General features: G+C 33.2%; 17 protein-coding genes and 1 rRNA gene. 9 read left to right on the top strand and 9 right to left on the bottom strand.

Going from position 1 to position 23,988, the window contains the following annotated elements:
• From rrf to ABID42_RS23860, 3 genes are all read left to right on the top strand, one after another.
• Positions 1 to 101 (top strand): 5S ribosomal RNA (gene rrf / locus ABID42_RS23870); the annotation flags it as partial.
• A 260-nt stretch (positions 102 to 361) separates the two neighbouring features.
• Entirely contained in the window at positions 362 to 3,211 is a 2,850-nt protein-coding gene (locus ABID42_RS23865) for a hybrid sensor histidine kinase/response regulator (RefSeq protein WP_367285803.1), read from the top strand.
• A gap of 94 nt (positions 3,212 to 3,305) precedes the next feature.
• Positions 3,306 to 5,483: a TonB-dependent receptor family protein gene (locus tag ABID42_RS23860; RefSeq protein WP_367285802.1), complete on the top strand. Its 2,178-nt coding sequence runs from the start codon at positions 3,306 to 3,308 to the stop codon at positions 5,481 to 5,483.
• A gap of 59 nt (positions 5,484 to 5,542) precedes the next feature.
• Here the strand turns inward: ABID42_RS23860 and namA are convergent, their stop codons facing one another.
• Positions 5,543 to 6,613, bottom strand: coding sequence for an NADPH dehydrogenase NamA (gene namA / locus ABID42_RS23855; RefSeq protein ID WP_367285801.1), 1,071 nt, complete (start codon positions 6,611 to 6,613; stop codon positions 5,543 to 5,545).
• Between the two features lie 254 nt (positions 6,614 to 6,867).
• On the opposite strand from namA, the gene ABID42_RS23850 reads away from it, so the two are divergent.
• Both ABID42_RS23850 and ABID42_RS23845 read left to right on the top strand, forming a co-directional pair.
• Positions 6,868 to 7,638: an SDR family NAD(P)-dependent oxidoreductase gene (locus tag ABID42_RS23850; RefSeq protein WP_323258744.1), complete on the top strand. Its 771-nt coding sequence runs from the start codon at positions 6,868 to 6,870 to the stop codon at positions 7,636 to 7,638.
• Positions 7,639 to 7,762: 124 nt separating this feature from the next.
• The gene (locus tag ABID42_RS23845; protein ID WP_367285800.1) at positions 7,763 to 8,899 is read left to right on the top strand and encodes a hypothetical protein; all 1,137 of its coding nucleotides are present in this window, start codon (positions 7,763 to 7,765) and stop codon (positions 8,897 to 8,899) included.
• 78 nt (positions 8,900 to 8,977) lie between these two features.
• On the opposite strand, the gene ABID42_RS23840 is transcribed toward ABID42_RS23845, so the two are convergent.
• On the bottom strand, positions 8,978 to 9,529 hold the full coding sequence (locus tag ABID42_RS23840) for a DNA-3-methyladenine glycosylase I (protein WP_367285799.1): 552 nt from the start codon (positions 9,527 to 9,529) through the stop codon (positions 8,978 to 8,980).
• 311 nt (positions 9,530 to 9,840) lie between these two features.
• Between ABID42_RS23840 and ABID42_RS23835 the strand changes: the two genes are divergently transcribed.
• The 4 genes from ABID42_RS23835 (at position 9,841) to ABID42_RS23820 (ending at position 17,148) form a co-directional block, all read left to right on the top strand.
• The gene (locus ABID42_RS23835; protein ID WP_367285798.1) at positions 9,841 to 10,470 is read left to right on the top strand and encodes an RNA polymerase sigma factor; all 630 of its coding nucleotides are present in this window, start codon (positions 9,841 to 9,843) and stop codon (positions 10,468 to 10,470) included.
• Between the two features lie 91 nt (positions 10,471 to 10,561).
• The gene (locus ABID42_RS23830) at positions 10,562 to 11,683 is read left to right on the top strand and encodes a FecR family protein (RefSeq protein WP_367285797.1); all 1,122 of its coding nucleotides are present in this window, start codon (positions 10,562 to 10,564) and stop codon (positions 11,681 to 11,683) included.
• Positions 11,684 to 11,888: 205 nt separating this feature from the next.
• Positions 11,889 to 15,293, top strand: coding sequence for a TonB-dependent receptor (locus ABID42_RS23825; RefSeq protein ID WP_367285796.1), 3,405 nt, complete (start codon positions 11,889 to 11,891; stop codon positions 15,291 to 15,293).
• Positions 15,294 to 15,378: 85 nt separating this feature from the next.
• A complete protein-coding gene (locus tag ABID42_RS23820) occupies positions 15,379 to 17,148 on the top strand; it encodes a RagB/SusD family nutrient uptake outer membrane protein (RefSeq protein WP_367285795.1) in 1,770 nt (589 codons plus the stop codon).
• A gap of 143 nt (positions 17,149 to 17,291) precedes the next feature.
• Here the strand turns inward: ABID42_RS23820 and bla are convergent, their stop codons facing one another.
• The 7 genes from bla to ABID42_RS23785 all read right to left on the bottom strand — a co-directional run bounded on the left by bla (position 17,292) and on the right by ABID42_RS23785 (position 23,738).
• Positions 17,292 to 18,185: a class A beta-lactamase, subclass A2 gene (bla, locus tag ABID42_RS23815; protein ID WP_367285794.1), complete on the bottom strand. Its 894-nt coding sequence runs from the start codon at positions 18,183 to 18,185 to the stop codon at positions 17,292 to 17,294.
• An 81-nt stretch (positions 18,186 to 18,266) separates the two neighbouring features.
• On the bottom strand, positions 18,267 to 18,743 hold the full coding sequence (locus ABID42_RS23810) for a nuclear transport factor 2 family protein (RefSeq protein WP_367285793.1): 477 nt from the start codon (positions 18,741 to 18,743) through the stop codon (positions 18,267 to 18,269).
• Between the two features lie 53 nt (positions 18,744 to 18,796).
• Entirely contained in the window at positions 18,797 to 19,588 is a 792-nt protein-coding gene (locus tag ABID42_RS23805; protein ID WP_367285792.1) for a Fic family protein, read from the bottom strand.
• A 99-nt stretch (positions 19,589 to 19,687) separates the two neighbouring features.
• Positions 19,688 to 20,227, bottom strand: coding sequence for an NADPH-dependent FMN reductase (locus ABID42_RS23800; protein ID WP_367285791.1), 540 nt, complete (start codon positions 20,225 to 20,227; stop codon positions 19,688 to 19,690).
• Between the two features lie 105 nt (positions 20,228 to 20,332).
• Positions 20,333 to 20,953, bottom strand: coding sequence for a YdeI/OmpD-associated family protein (locus ABID42_RS23795; RefSeq protein WP_367285790.1), 621 nt, complete (start codon positions 20,951 to 20,953; stop codon positions 20,333 to 20,335).
• 44 nt (positions 20,954 to 20,997) lie between these two features.
• Positions 20,998 to 21,576, bottom strand: coding sequence for a YdeI/OmpD-associated family protein (locus ABID42_RS23790; RefSeq protein ID WP_367285789.1), 579 nt, complete (start codon positions 21,574 to 21,576; stop codon positions 20,998 to 21,000).
• Positions 21,577 to 21,881: 305 nt separating this feature from the next.
• Positions 21,882 to 23,738, bottom strand: a complete 1,857-nt coding sequence (locus tag ABID42_RS23785; RefSeq protein WP_367285788.1) for a P-loop NTPase fold protein — start codon at positions 23,736 to 23,738, stop codon at positions 21,882 to 21,884.
• Positions 23,739 to 23,988: the final 250 nt, after the last annotated feature.

Raw genomic sequence — 23,988 nt, 5'->3', positions numbered from 1 at the left:
TAGGACTGGTGTTCACCTCTTCCCATCTCGAACAGAGAAGTTAAGCCCAGTTCCGTTGATGATACTGCAATCATATGCGGGAAAGTAAATAAACCTCAAAAATATTAAAAAGAGCTACCTTAATGGGTAGCTCTTTTGCATTATACACAAATCAAAAAACAAAGCACCAAACCTCCATTATTAATACTTATCGAATATTTAAAATATCTTTGTACAAAAGAATTATTTAATATTCTTTTGCAGTCTAATATTAAATAAGCAAATTTCTACTTTATGTAGAATGAATTAACCAAGTATCCTGATGGAAAACTTCTTTTTAGAAATTCATAAATATAGGTACTTGCCAAAACGAAGTCAAAATATGAGTCGTATTATGCCGTATTATGTTTGTGAAAACAAGTACGCTAAGCGTAAGATGATTATGTTTGCTGTTTTACTCCTATCATTAATTACTTCTTTTAGTTTGCCCGCCGCCGAATATCATGCCAATGAAGGCGTTTTAGATTTAAGAAAACATAATTTCAAAAATGATAATGCTGACTTAAAAGGTCCTTGGGCTTTTTATTGGAATCAATTATTAAATCCAAATGAAATTACTTCAAAGACAAAACCAAATTACTACACAGACTTAACCAAAGTATGGAATAAACACGAACAATTAGATATTCCTTATAAGGCTTTTGGTATTGCCACTTATACTTTAGATTTAATTATTGACCATAAGAAAAATCCATCTCTGGCTTTTTTCCTTCCTGCTACTTATTGTACTTTTAATTTTTGGGTTAATGGTGAATTATTTGCCAAAAATGGTGTCGTTTCAAAGAATAGAGATGAATACAAACCTCAATGGTTACCTATTCTTAGAGACTATTATGCTGATTCTGATACTTTAAAATTAGTTCTTCAGGTTGCGAATTTTGAGCATTATAAAGGGGGAATTTCTCAAATGATTGTTTTGGGTGATGACGAAGTCATGAAGGAACAAAGAGAAAGAGAAATTGCTTCGGATTTATTATTAACTGGAGTATTGTTTATGGGAAGTTTGTTCTTCTTCGGACTTTACTTTATGGGGCAACGTGACCGTGAAATTCTATACTTTGCACTCTTCTGTCTATTTTTTATCTATAGAATTATAGGAGTTGATAAGCAATACTATTTGCATCATCTTTTCCCAAATTTGAATTGGTATCTTACCATTTACATTGAATACTTTGCTATATTTTTCTGCATTTTTATTTTCACATTGTTTCTGAAAGATTTATATCCTGATGAAACTCGTGATTGGTTTATTAAGTTTGTGAGTATTTCAAGTCTATTTTATATTGGGCTTTTAGTCTTTACTCCGATTTCTTTTTTCACACTTGCCTCTCAATTATTCTTAATTGTCGTTTTACTCTTTATTGTTTATAGTTTTTATGTGGCAATTCGTGCCTTAATTAACAAAAGAGTAGGGTCGAAATACGCCTTTTTGAGTTTTTTGTCTTTAGGTATTGCTATTGGCTTGACAATTCTGAGCTACCTAAAAGTATTAGATGCTTCCCCTTTTTATTTTATTTTCGGTTTTTTAGGCTTTATATTTTTTCAAAACCTGATTTTATCTTACCGATTTGCTTCTTCTTTGCGAAGAGCAAAAGAACAAGCCGAACAGGGTGGAAGAGCAAAATCTGAATTTTTGGCAAATATGAGCCATGAAATTCGTACTCCATTGAATGGCGTGATTGGTTTTGTAGATTTATTAATGAAAACCAAACTAGACAATACTCAAAAGCAGTATATGTCAACCGTTTTTCAATCTGCCAATTCACTTTTAGACATTATTAATGATATTTTAGATTTCTCAAAAATTGAAGCTGGAAAATTAGAACTGTCGATTGAACAATACGATTTGTACAAACTTGGAGAACAAGTAATGGATATTGTTACTTATCAGGCAAATGAAAAAGGACTTGAGATTTTATTAAATATACAATCTGATATTCCTCGATTTATTTGGGTTGATTCTGTTCGTTTGCGTCAAGTTTTAGTAAATCTTTTGGGTAATGCTGTAAAGTTTACGAATGCTGGAGAAATCGAGTTGAAAATTTTCATTCTCAAAACAGAACTTGATAAAAATGTAAGATTCAGGTTTCAAGTGAGAGATACTGGCGTTGGGATAGACCCAAGTAATCAGCAAAAAATATTTACTGCATTTTCGCAAGAAGATGCTTCTACGACTAGAAAATTTGGTGGTACGGGCTTGGGATTAACTATTTCGAATAAACTTTTGGGCTTGATGGGCAGTCAACTACAAGTAGAAAGTGAAATGGGCGAAGGAAGTACTTTTTTCTTTGATATTACTTTGAAAACCTTGGAAGGTGAAGCTGTAGAATGGAATAATGATTTAGATAAAGTTGAGAATATTCTAATTGTTGATGACAATGCTAATAATCGTGTGATTCTAAAAGAAATGTTAGCATTAAAATCGATTCATTCTGAACAGGTAAGTAACGGTAAAGCGGCCATTGATTTGCTTCGTTCGGGAAAACGTTATGATGCCATTTTACTAGATTATAAAATGCCAGAAATGAACGGTATTGAAACGGCAAGAAGTATTAGAGAAGACTTGAAATTATCTGTCGATACACAGCCTATCATGCTTTTATACAGCTCTTCGGATGATTATGAAATTACAAAAGCTTGTGAAGAATTGGGAATTAAACAACGTTTAGTAAAACCGATTAAAATCCAACAATTATATACTGCTCTTCATGAATTAATCAATAAAATAGAACCTGTTGAAAATGTTTATGTTGAAGAAAAACCTCTTGTATTAAAAGCAGAATGCAAATTTGGTAAGATTAAAATTCTTATTGCTGAGGATAACCCAATCAACATGATGTTGGCAAGAACAATTTTTAGTAAGCTATTTCCTGAGGCAAAGGTTATTGAAGCTGAGAATGGAAAAATAGCCGTAGAAAAATTTAAAGAGAATAATCCAGACATTATTTTTATGGATGTACAAATGCCTGAAATTGGTGGCTATGATGCTACCAAAATTATCAGAGCACTTGAAAAAGAAGGAAAGAGAGTGCCAATTATAGCTTTGACGGCAGAAACGATTGTAGGTGAAAAAGAGAGATGTATGGAAGCTGGAATGGATGATTATGTAACGAAGCCTGTTTTGAAAGCAACTATTGAAAAAACAGTGATAAAGTGGCTGTTGAAAGATTAGAAAGATTCTAAATAATTAAGTCCTGATTGTTGGAATAAAAGGCGTTTTTCCATAATTTTGGAAAAATAACACATTTAGCCTTTGATTCATCAATATGAAATACTTTTTCCTCCCCTTTTTAATAATTCCCTCCCTTATATTTGGTCAAAAAACGACAGTAGATTCTAACAAAGTTAAACAACTTGATGAAGTAGAAATCAAAGCCTATAGGCAGGATGAAAATAATCTAGGAGATGTTCATAATAGCTATATTTTTTCTGGAAAAAAATATGAAGTAATTGCTGTAAGTAACCTTAATGCGAATATTTCAGAGAAAACTGGCAGACAAATTTTTGCTAAAGTAGCGGGAGCTTTTGTGTATGATATGGATGGCTCTGGAAACCAAATGAATATTTCGACTCGTGGACTCGACCCACACCGTAGTTGGGAATATAATGTTCGACAAAACGGAATTATGACCAATAGTGATATTTATGGCTATCCAGCCAGTCATTATAGTCCACCGATGGAATCTATTCAAAAGATTGAAATGGTTCGTGGAACAGCTTCTCTACAATATGGAGCGCAGTTTGGTGGTATGATTAATTATATCACAAAACAAGCCGATTCAACGAAGAAAATCTCTTTCGAAAGTATTAGTTCTATGGGTTCGTATGGACTTTTTAGTACTTACAACGCCATTGGAGGAAAGATTGGCAAGCTGAAATATTATGGATATTTTCAGAAAAGAGTTTCGGATGGTTATCGGAAAAATGCTAATTCGGATGCAGAGGCTCAGTTTTTAACCTTAGAATATGATTTTTCTTCTAAATTGAAAGCGAAGGCTGAAATCGGAAGAAGTACTTACGTTTACCAAATTCCTGGACCATTAACAGACGAAATGTTTAACCAAAATCCAAGGCAGTCAACTAGAAGTAGAAATTATTTTAGTCCAGATATTATCGTTCCTTCACTTTCGTTTGATTGGAAAATTAATGAAAGTACGCAGTTAAATTGGATAAACTCTGCTGTTTTAGGGACAAGAAGTAGTGTACAAATTGTGGCTTTAGCAACTGTGCCAGATGTGATTGACCCAGCAACTGACCAATACAAAAATCGTCAGGTAGATATTGATAATTTTAATAGTTACTCTTCTGAATTACGTTTGACGAAGCATTATTCTATCGGAAACTTTAAAAATACTTTAGTTGGAGGCATTCGGTACATCAATAATGATTTGCATCGCCAACAATTAGGAAAAGGAACAACAGGTACAGATTATGATTTAACTTTAGTTGACCCAGCTTGGGGAAGAGATTTACATTATAAAACACAAAATGTAGCTGTTTTTGTAGAAAATATCTTTTATGTTACACCACAATTTAATATTTCGCCAGCCTTTCGTATAGAAAATGGCGTTACCAAAATGTCGGGCTATATTAAGTATTTAGCTTCCGAAAAAGTGCCGAACGAGATTAAACATTCTTTCCCACTTTTTGGTGTGAATACTCAATATAAGTTGAATAATCATTTGAAAATTTATGGAGGTTGGTCGCATGCATATCGTCCTGTAATTTTCTCGGACATTATTCCGCCAACGACTTTGGATGTTACTGACCAAAATCTTAAGGATGCGTCTGGACATAATATTGAAATCGGTATTAGAGGAAATCATAAACAAAAGTTGAATTTTGATGTTACGTATTTCCAGATTGAGTACAATAACCGAATTGGAAGTTTGATTTTACCAGATGCCAACGGAAATAATTTTGTCTATAAAACCAATGTAGGAAGTAGTGTCACGAAAGGCTTAGAAGTATTTGTGGAAGCCAAACCGATTAAAACGAAAAACACTGAACTTTCTATTTTTATTGCAACTTCGTATTTTGATGCCAGTTATGTGAAAGGTTCGGTTACTTTGAATGGAGAAAATAAAAGTATTGTAGGTAATCGTTTAGAAACTGTACCGAAATGGATTAGTAGAAATGGAGTAACGCTTGCACATAAAATATTGAGCGCTACTTTGCAGTATAGTTATGTGGCAGATAGTTATTCAGATGCCCTAAATACAGAAAAACCAAGTATTGATGGTGCTAAAGGTTTGGTACCAGCTTATGGAATTTTTGATTTTAATGCTTCGTTAAAAATAGCTAAAAATTATACTTTTAAATTGGGTGTGAATAATTTTACGAATATTCAGTACTTTACCAAACGCCCTACGGGTTATCCGGGAGTTGGTGTTTGGAGTTCCGATGGAAGAAGTATTGTGGCTACTTTACAGTTTAAAATTTAAGTAAGTAGCATGAGTTTCCAACTCGTTTAAATAAACAACGAGTTGGGAACTCGTTCTACTTATCTGAATTTTCCACGTTCATATTGTACTGGCCATTGCACATCTTTTTGTCCTAATTCAGCGGCAGCTCTTAAAGGGAAATATGGGTCACGAAGTAATTCCCTTGCTAGAAAGATTAAATCGGCTTGCCCAGTTACAAGAATCGACTCTATTTGTGCTGAAGATGTTAATAATCCCACGGCACCCGTTAAAATTCCTGTTTCTTTTTTGATATTTTGAGCAAATGATACTTGATAAGATGGAGCAATTGGAATTTTGGCAGTATGAATATTTCCACCCGTCGAACTATCAATCAAATCAACTCCAATACTTTTTAGAATATGAGCTAATTTGATAGAATCATCTTCATTCCATCCGCCTTCTGCCCATTCTGTGGCCGAGATTCTGACGAATAATGGTAATGTTTCTGGCCAAACGGTTTTTACTTCTTCAATAATTTCTAATAAAAAACGAATTCTGTTTTCAAAAGAGCCACCGTACTCATCAGTACGTTGGTTACTTAATGGTGATAAAAACTGATGAATCAGGTAACCATGTGCCGCATGAATTTCAACAACACTAAATCCTGCTTTCAACGCCCTTTCCGCAGCAAGTTTAAAATCATTAATAATCGTTTTAATTTCTGAATGGCTTAGAGCTTTTGGCAATCCATAAGTATCATTAAATGGAATTGCGCTGGGAGCTACTACTTGCCAACCACCATCTGTTTCGCTTACTAATTTGCCTCCCTTCCACTGTGAAGAAACACTGGCTTTTCTGCCTGCGTGGGCTAATTGAATTCCAGCTTCTGCTCCGTTGGCTTTGATAAAATTGGTGATTTTTTGTAAACCTTCAATGTGTTCATCTTTCCATAAACCTAAATCATCAGGTGAAATTCTACCTTCTGAAGAAACTGCGGCTGCTTCTGTAATGACTAATGCTGCTCCGCCAACGGCTCTGCTTCCTAAATGTACAAAATGCCAATCGTTAGCAAAACCGTCGATAGATGAATATTGACACATCGGAGAGACAACAATACGATTCTTTAAAACAAGTTCTTTGATTTTTATCGGACTAAATAATTGTGACATATTAAAAGTTATGAATTGTGCGTGATGAATCTAAAATATCAATGGAACGATTTAGCATGTTGTGAATGAATACTTTGTCTTATTTCTTACACGGAAATATCCATTTTTAAATTATAATGTAGAATTATCCATCATAGTTCAATTTTGAACGTTTGTATATTTGATGAGTAAAATCAAAATGGAGTTATAAAATCCAGATTTTTTGCTTATACTTATTTCAATATTCTATCAATTAACTAAACTTACAAAAACACATGGGACGATTTTCAGGAAAAGTGGCTTTAATAACAGGAAGTAGCAAAGGTATTGGTCGTGCAATTGCTGTTCGTTTTGCTCAGGAAGGAGCAAACGTAGTCATAAACAGTAGAAATAATGATGAACACGTTGCCGAAACTATCAGACAAGTAGAAGAAACAGGAGCGAAGGTTCATTTTATTAAAAGTGATATTTCGAAAGTTGAAGTTGTATATGCAATGGTCAAAGAAAGCGTAGAAGTATTTGGTAAATTAGATATTTTAGTGAATAATGCTGGCGTAGAAATTAATGCGCCTTTCTGGGAAGTAACGGAAAAAGATTATGATACTGTGATGAATATTAATTTAAAAGGCATGTTTTTTCTCACGCAAGCTTTTGTACGCTACATGATGGAAAATAAGGTTGTCGGAGTAATTGTGAATAATAGTTCTGTACATGAAGAACTACCTTTTCCGAATTTTACAGCGTATTGTGCAAGTAAAGGTGCAATGCAAATGGTGATGAGAAATTTAGCGGTAGAGTTAGGTCCAATGAATATTAGAATTAATAATGTAGCACCAGGAGCAATCAAAACGCCAATCAATGCTGATTTATTAAGTAAACCTGAATTATTAGGAACACTTCAAAATAATATTTCGCTTCGCCGTTTGGGAGAACCTGAAGATGTAGCGGGCGTTGTAGCTTTTTTAGCTTCGGATGATGCAAAATATGTAACGGGTTCTACTTATTATGTAGATGGAGGTTTGACTTTTCATTATACTGAACAGTAATGATTCTTCTTCTAAATCTTATGAGATTTAATCTTTAGGTGCTTTATACATCATAAAAAGAGCTAATTTTGCCATAACGTAATTAACATACACAGAAAAATTAAATAAAATAGGATTGATACAAATGATTCGAGAGAAAATCGCTACAATATTAGAACAAGCAAAATCAAACAAACTTGAGCATAAAACAATTTGGTGGATTATATTTAGCTCTTTCCTATTTATTTGGACGATTCAAGAAAACCCGCCAACCAATAAAAATGATTTACATTATGGTTTGTGGAGTGTGATGTTGATGCAAGCAAAAGACTTGACGAATAACGAATTCCTACAAAATATACCTTATGGTTATAACAGAGCTTTACGGCTGACAGTACCTGTTATTATCAAAATTTTTTCAATTACTAGCCAGAAACAACTTTACATTATTCAGCTATTAGTAAGTTTTGTTTTTCAGTTGCTTTTGGTAAAATTGGTTTATAGAATTAATAAAGGGCATATTATCAATACTGTTTTGTTTTGTTTGGCATGTACTTATTGTTATTTTAGTAATACTGCTACGGGAGATTTATTTGGTCATGCAGATACTTTTGGTTTCTTTTTTATTCTTCTTGCGATATATACGAATAATCCATTTGTAGTATTTGTGAGTATGCTGGCTGCTATTTTTACAAACGAGCGTACTTTAATTATTGCAGTTCCTCCTGTATGGTTTTGGTGGATTTTAAGTGAATCACCGAAGAAAAAAATGATGATATTTGGAGCAATGCCTCTTGCCGTACTTGGTTACTTTGTCGGTAAATATTATATGCTGAGTTTCCCGAATTTCAAAATGAGTCTTCCAAACGACTTTAGTCTTTTGTACTTAATCAGCCAGCATTCATTTTTCAGTATGTATGTTTTTTCGTTTAAAGGCTTGTGGGTTTTTGTTTTTTATCTTGTTTATCAATTTAAAAAATTGCCTTTATACTTGTTGCTAAGCTTATTTTTTTCGACAGCAGCCTTTGTCGTTGCTGACCAAACAAGAGGTATTTCATTTCTTTTTCCGCTATTTATATTGGTTTTAAGCCAGCTCAATAAAGTTGAAACTACTGAAACAATCAAGAAGTTATCTATTTACTGTTTGATAGCGTCGATTGTTATTCCGAATATCGTATTTTATGGAGATCATCAGTTAAGACCATCTTTGCTATACATTGCGCTTGAGAAATTGATATTTACTCCTGTAGAAGCAATTGTTTCGAGTCTTATTCATCATTAATGTTTTACTCTTTTAAGGCTGATAGATTTTATTTTTGGAAATCTATCAGCCTTTTTTAGGGATAAATTTTCAAAAAACTCAACCCCTTTGTAACCACATCGGCTGAGATTTTAATATTTCTTGATGAATAATACAGTTTTCGTCATGAGCGCCTAATAAATAGCCAGTACTCATCAAGAACTCATTCACAATTTCTCCGCCTGTGAACTTGAAAGTCTTTTTAAATAATTTTATCCACTCTTCTTTGGTTTTAGGATGATGAAAATTCAACCATTGTTTAAATGAACCATATTCTTTTTGAAGTACTAAAATAGTTTTGGCATTTTCTATAGCTGCATTTACTTTTAAACGATTGCGGATAATTCCTGCATCCGCCAAAAGTCTTTCTCTATCCGCTTCGGTATAAGCGGCGACAATTTCTATATTAAAATTATCATAAGCTTTTCTGAAAGATACTTCTTTCTTCAAAACTGTTTCCCAGCTTAAACCTGCCTGATTGATCTCAAGAACTAGCCTACAAAACAATTCGTTATCGTCGTCTATAGGAAAACCATACAGTTTGTCGTGATAGGCTTTATGCAAAGCTCTTCTTTCATCCGACATATATGTTATTGCGGTACAATATGACATGGCAGTTTGTTTGGTGATAGTGTTTGAATGATTAGCAATATTAAATGATAATAGAAAATAACTTTCTTAAAAAACTGACACAACATTGGACTTTTCGAAAGAGATAAAGTGTTATTGTTCCATTTTGAAACAATCTTGAAATTTTATTCAACATAAAATAAAATCATTTTTATCTAATCAAAAATAAAGACTATTGGGTTATTTCCTATCTTTCAAATTTCGTCAAATACTTTTAATTTTTTTTATCTGTTTATGTTTCTAAGAAAAATTGGATAATTTTAGCTTATTATTGAAGTATTTATAAGGTATTTATGATTAAAGTAGATAGAATTCCAAATAATGAAGCTGAATTAGCTCAGTTGTGGATCCGTTTTAGAAGTGGAGACGGAGAAGCCTTTGACAGAATTGCGGCTTTGCGTTACCGAGAATTATACAACTATGCTACTCGTTTTACAAAAGATACTGAATTAGTAAAGGATTGCATCCAAGACCTCTTTCTTGAATTATGGTCTAGAAGAGAAAATCTGGTAGAAAACCCCTATGTTACTGTTTATTTGATAAAGTCGCTTCGTAATAATTTATTCAGAAAGTTAAAAATCCAAAAACGTTTAGGCGATTTCGTTGATATACAGGATGATGCTTATGCCTTTACGGATGGATTAACCGTTGAAAGTGAATGGATTGCTGAAGAGTTTTTACATGAAAGTGAGCAAACAATCCGTCAGGCGATTGCACAATTGCCTAAACGTCAGCAAGAAGTAATTTTCTTGAAATATTACGAAGGCTTATCAAATGAAGAAATTGCTTCAATTATGGATATTGAAAAGCAAACCGTTGCTAATTTCCTTTATCGTTCTTTAACACAATTAAAGAAACATTTACCTTCAATCATCAAATTGCTTCCAATGCCTCTTTTTAAATTACTTTGCCAGTTACAATAATTTTTTTTGAAAATAATTCATAGAAAAGGAGTATTGACAAATCATAACGTACTGTTTCAGTATATAAGGATTGTAAAATACAATTTTATCTATGCAAGATTATACTAATTACACTATAAAAGACTTCATTTTAGATGATTCTTTTTGCCGTTGGGTACTCAGAAATGCTTCTGAAGATGCAGTTTTTTGGGAAAACTGGATTCATGAGCATCCTCAACATGCTGAGGTTGTTGCAGATGCTTGTGACTTAATTAAAAAAGTACGTGATGCACAAGATAATTTATCTGAAAATGAATTGCGGGAAGAATTAAAGCGCTTGACAAAAAGCAGAAAAGAAATGGATGCGAGTCAAGTTTCTGATAAAACAACACCGAAATTATCATTGGCTTGGTTATGGAGAGTGGCGGCAATACTTGTTATTAGTATTGCTGGACTTGTGTTCTATCTATCAAAAAATAGCGCTTTACCTTTTGGAAACTATTCAGCTTATCAACAACGGATTGAAAGTAAGAAAGACTTATTTCAAGAAGTACTCAATGATGATAAAACACCTAAAGTTGTGACACTTCCAGATGGAAGTAAAATAATTTTAAAAATGGGTAGCCGTGTGAGTTTCCTTAAAGTTTTTTCAGAGAAACATCGTGATGTTTATTTGAGTGGAGAGGCTTTTTTTGATGTTGTGAAAGATCCAACAAAACCTTTTGTTGTTTATGCGAACGAACTCGCTACCAAAGTTTTAGGAACAAGTTTTACAATTAGTTCTTACGAAAAAGATAAAGAAGTAAAGGTAATTGTAAAAACGGGACGAGTATCGGTATTTTCATTGAATAAAGAACAAGAACCAGCCGAACAATTACTGACAGAAGAAGCACAATTGATACTTACGCCTAATCAGCAAGTGGTATTTAATCGTGATGAAAACCGCTTGAAACGTTCTCTAGTAGCCATTCCTGAACCAATAAAACCGATTTCATCCGTTCATAAATCCTTAGTTTTCGACCGTACACCTATTAGTCAAGTATTTGATTCACTCGAAGAAATTTATGGTATTTCGATGACTTACGACAATGAATTATTACTAAAATGCCAGCTTACAGCGGAGCTAGAAAAAGGAACACTCTTTGAAAAGTTAGACCTAATTTGTAAAGCCATTGAAGCCCGTTATGAACTAATCGACGGTCAGGTTGTGATTTATGGAAAAAGGTGTAATTAATAAACAACTCAATTAAAACAATCAAAACTTAAATAACTATGAAATAAAAAAATCTACTATTATCTAACCAAACAAAAAAGCCGAAGATGCTCCAACATCTCCGGCTTGTATTTCCCCAATTTATTGCTGACAACAACTCCCAACTTTATGAAAGTTGGGCAGAGGGGATTTTTTGCTAAAATTTTAACAAAAGACCATTCAATTTATGAAAATTTTCACAGAATCAATCAAGATTTTTCTAAAAATCATGCGCTTTTCCTTTTATCAGGTTTTATTGATAGTTATGTGCAGTACGTTAGCGATTGCACATGAAAACCGTGGACAAGAATTTCTTAATCAAAAGATTACCTTGAAATTAGAAAATAAAGTACTAGAATCTGCCCTTCGTCATATCAAGAAGGCTACTTCTGTAAGTTTTATTTACAGTCCACAGGTGATTGGTGTCGATAGAACAGTTTCAATTAATGTCCAAAATGAATCATTGAAAGAAGTTTTATCAAAATTATTGACACCACTAGAAATTTCTTATGAAGTTTCGGGTTCAACGATTTTACTTAGGCATATACCCAAATCAAGTTTAATGTCATCTCATACGCTTAACTTTTTATCTATTACTTCACAGCTTGAAAAAACAATAACAGGAACAATTGTCGATGAGAAAAACCAGCCAATGCCAGGCGTAAATATTGCTATTAAGGGAACGACAAGAGGAGTAACCTCGCAACCTAATGGCAAGTATTCAATCCAAGTTCCTAATGGAAATAATACTTTGATTTTTTCATTTGTGGGTTATCTGACACAAGAAATCACCATCAATAATAGAGCGCAAATTGATGTAGCGATGAATCTTGACATGAAAGCCTTGGATGAGGTTATAGTAGTAGGTTATGGCGAACAAAAGAAAGAAAGTGTAGTGGGTGCCATCACTACAGTAAAAGTAAATGATTTAAAATCTGCGGCGCCACGTTCGTTGAATAATGTTTTAGCAGGTAAAGTAGCAGGTGTAATTGCTGTTCAAAGAAGTGGTGAGCCGGGTTATGATGATGCTCAGTTTTGGATTCGAGGAATCAGTACATTTGGAGCAGGAGCTTCTCCGCTTGTACTTGTTGACGGTGTTGAAAGACCCATCAATAATATCGAACCAGAAGAAATCGAAACTTTTTCAGTATTAAAAGATGCTTCTGCAACGGCAGTATATGGAATTAGAGGTGCAAACGGTGTAATATTAGTTACTACGAGGCGTGGCTCAAACGATAAACCTACTATTAATTTCAAATATGAAACAGGTGTAAACTCTGCAACAAGTAAACCAAAATTTGTAGATGCACCAACTTATCTTGAATTATACAACGAAGCTCAATTGGCTTCAAACCCTAATTATGTAACGCCTTATACGCCAGCTGTCATTGAAAAATATAGATCAGGTGTTGACCCATATTTATATCCAAATGTTGATTGGTTGGGTTTAATGCTTAAACCTAATTCAAAAACAAGGAGAGCAAATTTAAACATTAATGGAGGTTCGGCTTCTGCGAAATACTTTATTTCTGCTACTTATTACGATGAGTCTGGTATCTGGAATGGCGATAACTTGAATACTTACAATACCAATGCAGGTTTGAAAAGATATAATTTCAGAGCGAATACCGATGTTAAATTAAGCAAAAATACAGAATTGAAATTAGGGCTTGGAGGCATTTTGATTACTTCTAATTATCCGGGTGGCGGAAGTTCAGCAGGAATTTGGAACGACATTATGTACAATACGCCTGTTGGTTATTCACCGACTTATCCACTTGCAGGAAGTAAGTTAGGTTTTGTTTATGGGGGCGTAAACGGAATCGCCAATCCTTATACTTCTTTGACAGGAAAAGGTTTTGCCACAGAATGGAGAAATAATATTCAGTCTGATATTACAATTAATCATGATTTATCAAACTTGGTTAAAGGCTTGAAAGTTTCAGCAAAGTTTGCGTTTGATGGCTATAATTTCCATAATATTCAAAGAACCAGAGCCAATGTTGATACTTATATCGCCACTGGAAGAGCCGCAGATAGTACATTGATTCTCAATAAATTCGTAACAGGGAATGCAGATTTAGGCTTTGCTAAATCATCAGGAGGTAATAGAAGAATTTATATGCAAGCAAATATTAACTATGATAAAACGATTGGAAATCATTCAATTAGTGGACTTGTTTTGTATAACCAACAGGATTATCAAAGTGCAGATGCTAACGATGCCATCAGTGCTTTACCTTCAAGGCTACAAGGGTTGGTGGGACGTATCTCATATAGTTATAAATCAAAATATTTCTTTGAATACAATGCTGGTTATAATGGTTCTGAAAACTTTGAGAAAGGAAAACGCTTTGGCTACTTTCCTGCTTATGCAGTCGGTTGGATTATCTCGCAAGAACCTTTCTTCCGTAATAATTTATGGCTACAATATTTGAAAGTAAGAGGTTCTTATGGCAATAAAGGAAATGACCAAATCGGTGGACGTAGGTTTGCTTATTTGACGACAGTAGGAGGAGGAAATGGAGGATATAATTTCGGGATTGATGCTAATAACAGCTTCGGAGGAAGAGGTGAAGACCAATGGGGTGCTGACCTTACTTGGGAAAAAGAAGTAGAAACAAACATTGGATTAGAAGTACGCTTTTTAAGAGGATTCTATTTACAAGCTGATGTTTTCAAAAGACATCGTACTGGAATTTTTATGCAAAGAAATTCACTTCCAGCCATTATGGGGCTTCAGAATAATCCTTGGGGAAATATCGGAGAGTTTGAAAACAAAGGGGTTGATGGAAGTTTAGAGTATAATAAAAAAGTAGGAAATGTAAACCTTGCTTTAAGAGGAAATGTAACATACACTAAGAACAAATTATTGAATGATGACGCTCCAGATTGGAAATACACTTATCAAAATAGAAGAGGTAAACGTTATCAACAACCTTTTGGATTAATTGCTGAAGGACTGTTTACAAGTCAAGAAGAGATTAAAAACTCACCTACTCAAACATTTGGTGCTGTGCGTGTTGGAGATATTAAATACAAGGATTTCAACGGAGATGGTGTCGTAGATTCATTTGATGAAGTGGCTATTGGTAACCCTTCTACTCCGGGAACAATGTATGGTTTTGGTTTTACGGTTGGCTATAAAGGTTTTGATGTTTCTGCTTTCTTCCAAGGCGCACAAACGATGGACTTTATGCTTGGTGGAACGGGATGGTTCCCTTTTGTTGAGGGTGGAATTCGTGGAAATGTAAACGTCAATGCTACAAACCGTTGGACGCCCGAAAACCCAAGCCAAGATGTGATTTTTCCAAGACTTTCCTTTGGTCCTAATAATAACAATTATCGCTCTTCAACATGGTGGCAACGAGATGCTAGTTATCTACGTCTGAAATCGGCAGAAATCGGTTATACGCTTCCTAAAAAATTCACTAAAAAGTTAAATGTGAACACTTTTAGAGTGTATGCTTCAGGATTTAACTTACATACATGGAGTGGCTTTACATTCTGGGATCCAGAATTGGGTGATGGAAGAGGTTCTGTATATCCTATTCAAAAGAACTTTAATGTAGGAGTAAATATCAATTTGTAGAACTAGTTAAATAGTAAAAATAAAAGAAATACTATCTGTTGAAATTTTAAGAAAACAGATAATTCCTTCTAATAAGAATAAGATTATGAAAAGACTATCTATATTATCTTTTGCTGTATTGAGTGTTTTTTGTTTCTCTTGCAGTGACTATCTGGACAAACAACCAGATGATATGTTGACGATTAATGATGTTTTTACAAAAAGACTAGAAACAGAGAAATATCTAGCAAGTATTTATAGCTTTTTGCCTGACGAAGCAGGTCCTTATGATAACCTATCGCCCATTTCTGATGAAGCGGATTTTGTTTGGACAGGCATTGGAGCAAATAATATCAATACAGGAAACTGGTCGCCAACCTCTATTCCCTATAATCCATATACCAATTATTATAAAGCCATTCGGTCTGCATCAGTATATATCAATCAAGTAGATAAATGTCTTGAATGCGAAACGGTAACACCCGGAATTAATATAAGAACCAAAGCGGAGGCTCGTGCTTTAAGAGCATACTATTATTTCTTATTGATTCGCCAGTATGGTCCAGTAGTCATTTTACCTCAAATTATTCCTGTTGATGCTTCCAATACTGATACTCAACTGCCAAGAAATTCTTATGAAGAATGTGTGAAGTATATTACTACTGAATTGGATTTAGCTGCCAAAGAACTTCCTACTGTACAAACCAATGTTAGAGAGTATGGTCGTATGGACCAACGAGTAGTAATGGCGATAAAAGCAAGAGTATTGTTGTATGCTGCGAGTCCATTATTTAATGGTAATAACCAAGATTTCGAAGATTTTAAGAATGCCAAAGATGGTAAAAAGTTAATTACCAATACCTACGATGCCAACAAATGGAAATTAGCAGCAGAAGCCGCCAAAGCTGTAATTGATATGATGCCAACTGGTTTGTATAAAAAAATGGATGCGAATGGGCAATTAAATCCTCTGACTTCCTATCGTGATTTATTTGTTGACCGTTGGAATAGCGAAGTAATTTGGGCTAGACCAAGTACTCGTACCAATGAGTTTACACAACATGCAGCACCTCGCCAAATGAAAGGTTGGAATGGTTTAGGAATTACCCAACAAATGGTTGATGCCTATCACATGGACAATGGAAAGCTTATCGACGAAGCTGGTTCTGGTTATGTTGAGTCTGGTTTTTCTATGGCTAATACAAAATACACTAAAGTAGGCGATTGGAATATGTACCTTAACCGTGAACCACGTTTTTATGTATCTGTATTGTATAATCATGATGAATGGCCTTTCAGTGGGAATAAAACTTATACGCCAATTCAATTGTATGCAACGGGACTTTCTGGAAGAAATGGCTCGCACGATCATACCGAAACAGGTTATCTTTTAACCAAATTTGTCAGTGCCGATAGCGATGTTCCCAATGGTCGTTATACACAACAAGCATGGATATTTTTCAGATTGGGCGAAATCTACTTAAACTATGCAGAAGCCTTGAATGAATATAGTGCTGGAAATGCCGATATCGCAAAGTATGTAAATTTAATTCGTGAAAGAGCTGGACTTCCTGAATTACCAACTGGCTTATCTCAAGCTGAAATGCGAAAAAGAATTCAACATGAAAGAAGAATAGAATTAGCCTTTGAAGGACATCGAGTATTTGATGTTCGTAGATGGAGAATTGCTGATGATACTCAAGGCGGACCAATGTATGGAATGAATGTCAACAAAGGAACGAACTTTAATGATGCTGATTTCTATCAAAGAGTAGTATTTGAAACTCGTGTTTTCCAGAAAAAACATTACTTCTGGCCAATTCAACAATCAGAAATTGATAGAAATAGACAAATGCTACAAAACCCAGGATGGTAAAAATATTAACCTAAATAACTATGAATGAAGCAAGATGAGTAGATGCAAAAAGCACAATTTGTTTTGTAATGAATGATTGATTTAGCCCAAACGATTTATAATTGTTTGGGCTTTTGTATTAAATCTGTTAAGCCTTTCCTTTGCTATTTAGCGACGAAGTAATCCCAAGCTAATTTTGAAATATCAGCAATGATTTTTTCATTGGTTCCTTCATTTTCTTTTGAATTCGAAACAAATACACTGATGGCAAAATGTTTGCCATTAGGCAAAGTAACAATTCCAATATCATTTACTGCCGAAGTGATACCTTCTTGATTAGTGTCGGAAGTCCCTGTTTTATGAGCAACCAAAGTACCTTCTGGTAATTGTGATTTGATTCTTTTTTTGCCTGTTGGCGACTCAATCATTACTTTCCATAGGAAATCAAAATTTGCTTTAGAAGTAACTTTTTTATCATAAAATATTTTTAACAACTCCACAGCTGCCATCGGTTTAGTCCAATTTCCAAACTGAACATCCCACGCTTTGTGCATATCTTCTTCACTGGCTACGATTGCTACTTCTTTAATGCCTATTTTGTGAATATAATCGTTTACTGTTTTGGGTCTACCAATCAGCCTTAATAAAATATCACAACCATTATTATCACTTTCACCAACAGTATATCGGATGATTTCTGCAATGCTTAAAGAAACATTCGCATTTGGATATTTTTCTCTAATCGGACTCCAAGTATTGGGTAACAAATCACTAGGTTTAATAAAAATCTTCTGATTAAGTTCAAACTTACCTTTATCCACTTGGTTTAACACTGCCAAAGCAATATGAAACTTAAAAACACTTTGTAAAGGATATTGCAATTCATTATTCACTGTAATACTTTCTTTACTTTCAAGTCCATAAATTGCCACACCGACGGTAGCTTTTTTAGTGTTGATGATTTGTTCAATGTTTGTTTTTAAAACATTTTTCTGAGAGAAAACCGAAGAAGTAATCAGCGTAAAAAGTAAGGATACTGCAAAAACTAGTTTGTTCATGATTGTTGATTGAAAAGGTTTAAATGGTAAAATTGGTTATTTTTCTTCTGAAATTACATGAAGAAAAATGATATAAGATATTTATGGATTTAAAATAGCCGTTTGTCCATTTAATAATTTCCATCCATTAGTACGCTTTATGATTACTCCTGTTTCTATAAGATGAATGTTGGTTACTTTCCCTGATGTGTCTGTCATTGTAGCAATCAGTTTCCCTGTATAACTGGCAAGCTGATTGCTAAGAGGAAAAATTTGTAATGATTTGAATGAATTATCAATACTTTTAAATTGTGGAGCATTCTGTTTTAAAACGGATACAACACTATCATAAGTAATGGCATTTGAATAGCCCGGAGGAACCCAAAAGAAATCAGCAGAATTATCTAAATAGTCCAATTCTGCTAATAATCCTTTTTGCCTGATGTCATTATAATAATTATCAAGCATTTGTTTTGCTTCCTGTTTAATCAGCGTCTTTTCGTTGTTGCTCAAGGTATTTGCTTGTTTACAAGAAGAGGTTAGCCCAAACATGAAAAATGTCAATGCTATTTTTTTCATATTCATTCTGTGTTTTCATTGGAAATATACTTTAGAACAAAAGTATTTATAGCTTAACCTTCATTGATAATGAGTGACTGAGGAAGCATTGCTAAAAATGACAATGATTTGGAATAATCCAAGCTTTGATACTCCAAGCCCAAAAGTCTTATGTTTTTGTAGTAAGTAGCATGTTGCAGATAATAGTTTTTTTCAGACTGGATAAGCCAAGCTTTTTCTCCTAACTTCTCTGCTAAAAACCATTTTTCAATCAATCTTGATGTTCTACCGTTTCCGTCATTAAAAGGGTGAATTTTTACAAATACTAAATGTAAAAAAGAAGCATAATAAAATACTTCTTGAACACTTAAATCAACAGATAGAAGAAATGCTAAATCTGTATAAAATTTATTCATTTCGCTCTCTACAATAAAGGGCGTAGCGGCAACATATTCTATTCTACCATCATTGGTAGTAACATACATATTGCTTGTTCTTGCCTTTCCTTGTTTGTTGGTTGGCAATAAGTGCTTCGTTAAAATTTTATGGACTTCTTCAATATTCTCTTGATTGCAAGAATTAGATTTAGCAAACTGATAGGCATTGTATAAATCATCAATTTTTTGGGTATAATCAGGTAAAAACTCAATGCCAAATCGTTTGTGTTTTATATAAGAATCTAATTCAATTGACTCTCCTTCTATTTTTGAAGAAAATACAGCTGATACTGAAGTGTAAAAACTAAAATTGTCAATAGTCAACTCGCTTTCTTTCAGTAATTTGTAAGTATTTAGTGTGTTGTTATCTACTAACTTACAGTATTCAGTAAGTAGTTCGTCATTTAATATTTCCAACTTTTTATTCATCAATAAAATGTGTTTATCAATACCGCTAATATAAACTTCCTTTATTGATTTTTAGAAAAAATAATTTTAGAGAAATAAAAGCTTTAATAATCTATGTGTTTAACCTAAGAACTCAGCCTTTATTTTTTCAATTTTTGAAGCAACTTCTGCTGCGTATTCACTGTTAGTAATTCCTTCGCCTTCTACAAAATTCTTGTTATAACTTGGTAAAGAAAAAGTATCAAGTACTTTTCCACCACTAAAAGGCATTCTGTTTTTAGCAATCTCCATGACACTTGCGCCTCCTCTTGGACCAGGCGAAGTAGATAATAAAAACATCGGTTTATTGCCAAACACTGGGCGACCTTGAATCATAGAAACCCAATCGAAGATATTTTTGAAAGCAGTAGTATATGCTCCATTGTTTTCTGCAAATGAAATCAATAGAAAATCACTGCTATCTATTTTTTGAGCGAAATCTAAAGTCAATTGTGGAATACCATCTTTTGCCAATTTGTCCACACTAAATAAAGGCATTTCATAATCATTCAAATCCAAAATTTCAATGTCGTGTTCATTGAAAAAAGAAGCAACGTGTGTAACTAATTTTTTATTGATGGAAGCGCTACTGTTACTTCCTGCGAATGCAAGTATTTTCATTGTAAGGTTGTTGTGGTAAAATGTTTATAATCTAAATTCATTGTTAGTAGTGTATGAAGGATTTCACTATTCTTTAAAATGTTAAACCCTCGTACAGTAATTATTTCATTCATTCAACCCCTTCCCATCCATAATTTGTGGAACACATTTTTCTATTCTTGCTTCTCGTGTTTTGGCTTGTTTGGGTTGAGAAAAATGTAATAAGTAAGCTCTTTGTCGCCCGGGAGTTAAGGCTTCGAAGGCAGTTTTTAAGACTGTAGATTCATTTAATTTTTCTTGGAACTCTTCTGGAATGATAAATTCTGCTGGCTTTTTAAACGTTACTTTCAATCCTGCTTTTTCTACTTCAATGGCCTCATAAATATAGGCTTTCAAAATGGCTTTGTTTTCAATTATTTCTCGGACATTCGTAAAGCGAATCAAACGTGCTGATTGTGTATTTTCCCCAGGTTTCATTAAAATGCCATCGCTATCATGCAATAAAGCTCCTTTGAAAAAACTAATGGCACAATATTCATTAAATGCAGCAATTAAAACGGTGTTGGTTTTCTGAAATGTGTAACACGGAATTCCCCACTTTAATTCTTCTGTCAAACCACATTCAAGAACAATTTTTCTTAATTGCTCCAATTCAGCTTGCCACTTATTGACTTTACATTCGGGGGTATTTCCCAGTGGACAACGCCCACAACCCGCCGTAAAATATACATCAACCTCAGGATTCATGCGATTGCTTATTGGTTAAAGAAATGATTTTTAGGAAGCTGTTTTCAATCATTCAACCCTTTTCCATCCAGAATTTGTGGAATACATTTTTCTACTCTTACTTCCCGTGTTTTGGCTTGTTTGGGTTGAGAAAAATGTAATAAGTAAGCTCTTTGTCGCCCAGGAGTGAGGGCTTCAAAAGCAGTTTTTAAGTTTGAAGATTCATCCAATTTCTGTTGGAACTCTTCTGGAATATTGTATTCGGTTGTCTTTTTTAGCTCTACTTTCAGCCCTGCTTTTTCTACTTCGATGGCTTCATAAATATAAGCTTTCAAAATAGCTTTATTATCCACAATTTCCCGAAGATTGGTAAAGCGAATTTGTCTGGCAGCCTGCACATTTTCAGTTTGTTGAATCAATAATCCGTTGGCATTATCCAATAAAGCCCCTTTCATAAACAATAAGGCACAATATTCTTTAAAATCATGGATTAAAACGATGTTACTTTTCTGAAAAGTATAACAAGGAACACCCCATTTCAACTCTTCAGTTAGTTCACATTCGAGAACAATTTTTCTTAATTGTTCCAGTTCTTCTTGCCATTTTTCGGCTTTTGTAAAATAAAAATCAACTTTAGGATTCATGTTTATTTCATGTCAAATAGTTTGTCGCTTAAAATTAATTTTTGTTTTCGTATTTGTAGCGATTTAGACATTATTTCATTTAGTTAAACCTATAAGGATTTACATAATTATCTAATAATGAAAATTTTAACCTCAAATCCTTATAGGTTTATATTCTCAATTGATTTATTCCCCGACTAGTTCAAGCCTGTGGCTTGGACTTTTACTATTTCAGTTTCAAACTGAAATGTTTTAGGCACATTAACGCTTCGCTTAATACTTGCACCAGTTGGGGTAACAGTGAAAAATGGTACAAACCTTTAATTTTATTTGATACTATCATCTAGTGTTTTAATAGCATTTTCAATAGATTTTATAATCTGAAACTCTATAATATTTCCACTTATTTTTCCCTTGCGTTTATCTTTCTCTATGTTCATTAGTTTTACAATATCTTTTAGCCAAACAATTTCTTCCTTAAGCTCTTTGTTGTAGTCTTCAAATCTATACCTTTTCTCAAATAGGCGGCTTAGTTTATCTTTTTCTTTATTGTGTATTTCCAGAAAGACTTTCATGAATTTATTAGTATCCATGAATTTTAATATGGGTGTATTAAAATATAAATTCTCTTTACTGTTTGAAATGATTAAAGTTTCAACAAAATCATCAACAGAACGTTGTAAAATTTCTAATAACTGAGTGGCAATTTCAGGATAGCTTTCTTGTTCTGAAATAATTACTTGCTCAGAAATATAATCCAAAAATTGTTGCATTTCTTGAATTTTTGTGCCTTGGTAGCCTAAATTTTTATATCCTGTCGAAGGGAAATCTTCATTCTTATCTTTTCTTAAGTAGTTGGACTTTTTAAGTATTTCTACATTGTGTTTAGCTATTTCTAAAATAGTTTGTACGTCGTAAGCTATAAGCTTCATACTGGAAAAATTTATAAATAATCCAGTAACGTGAATGAGTTCATATTGGTCTACAATTTGAAAGTGTTCAAATTTTTCATACATTCTTTTAAATGTTTCCTCAAAATCTACATCACTCATTTCAACATACCTCCAAAGCCTCATCCAGTCTGGACTATTCTCTTCTGTAAAGTAATAGCTATTATAGATAGATTCCTTCAAGTGATTTTTATCAGTTGTCCCATTTTTAAAGAAATCTATCCAAAGATTGTATTCTATTGGTGTTGCAAACCTATCAAATAAAGGTTTGTATTTATTTCTTATTGCATCTATTCTTTTTTCTTCTTCACTTTGTTGTTCTTTACTTAGAAAAAAAGGTCTAAAAACTTCTTTTATATTTTCTTCAATTAAATCTCCCTTTTTTATTTCAAATGAAAGCGAAAAAAACAAACTGATAATTTTGTTGACTAAATCTACTTTTTTACTGGGAATTTTTGGCAAAAAGGCATAAAACCTTTCAAAATCAAGTATTGCTAATCGGAGATGTCTTAAATTGTTATAGTTAGCTGTAATGAAAATATCTTTGATTAAAGGAGTTTTATCCTCTAATAATATTTTTGCATCTGAATTAGGAAGTTGCTCTATGAAAAAACTAAGTGCAGAATCAAAATCTGACGTTATATCAAAACTTCTACCAATAAGCTTCTCTTTAATCTTCAAATATGCCTTTGCATCGTCTTTATGTTTATCATGCTTGATGATTTCTTCTTCGTTTGCTATAATAATAACTTTTAATTCATTGTTTTCAACGAATTGGTTTATATAACCTAAGATATTATATATCTCTATTGAACACCTTTCAAGGTCATCAAAAATTAAGGTCTTTTTATCAATATTTTTAATATAGTCAGGGATATTAATATCAGGAATTCCAGAAGAAATACTTCCATCATCTTTCTTATCTCCATCAAAATCTACTTTAATAGTCGTTTTAATTAATCCTTTTAATACTTTACTTGCAATTTTCATCCCTTTTGATGCAAGAAAAGGGTGAATTTGTTCAAATAAAATCTCTTCTATCTCAGTATATGAAGTAACTCCGTATAGGCTAACATATAAAAAGCTATTTTCAGCTTTACTTTTAATATATTCATGAATAAACCATGATTTTCCAGAACCCCAATTGCCTCTTAATAATACAGCATATTTGGGAGGTTTCGCCAAATCTAAATAATAATCTAAATAGTCTATAATATGATTATTCTTATTCATAATTTTTTATTGTTTGGAATCTTTGAAGAGAGTAAATGTTTAATTTTTTCCCACACCATCATCGTGTAAGTATTTATGCTTTTAAGAAACATAAGAAATATAGATAGTGAATGACTAAAACTTGCAACTCCCAATTTCCCCAATCCAATCAAACAGAGTCTGTTCACCGAACTGTGTCAGTTTAAATTTAAGTTTATTTTTTTACTTTTACTCAGACACACTTTATTATGGAGACTCCTGACAATTTTGA

The organism is Arcicella rosea (assembly GCF_040543805.1).
GTDB lineage: Bacteria > Bacteroidota > Bacteroidia > Cytophagales > Spirosomataceae > Arcicella > Arcicella rosea.
The sequence above is the reverse complement of the archived record's forward strand: the minus strand, read 5'-3'. Positions and strand labels throughout refer to the sequence as shown.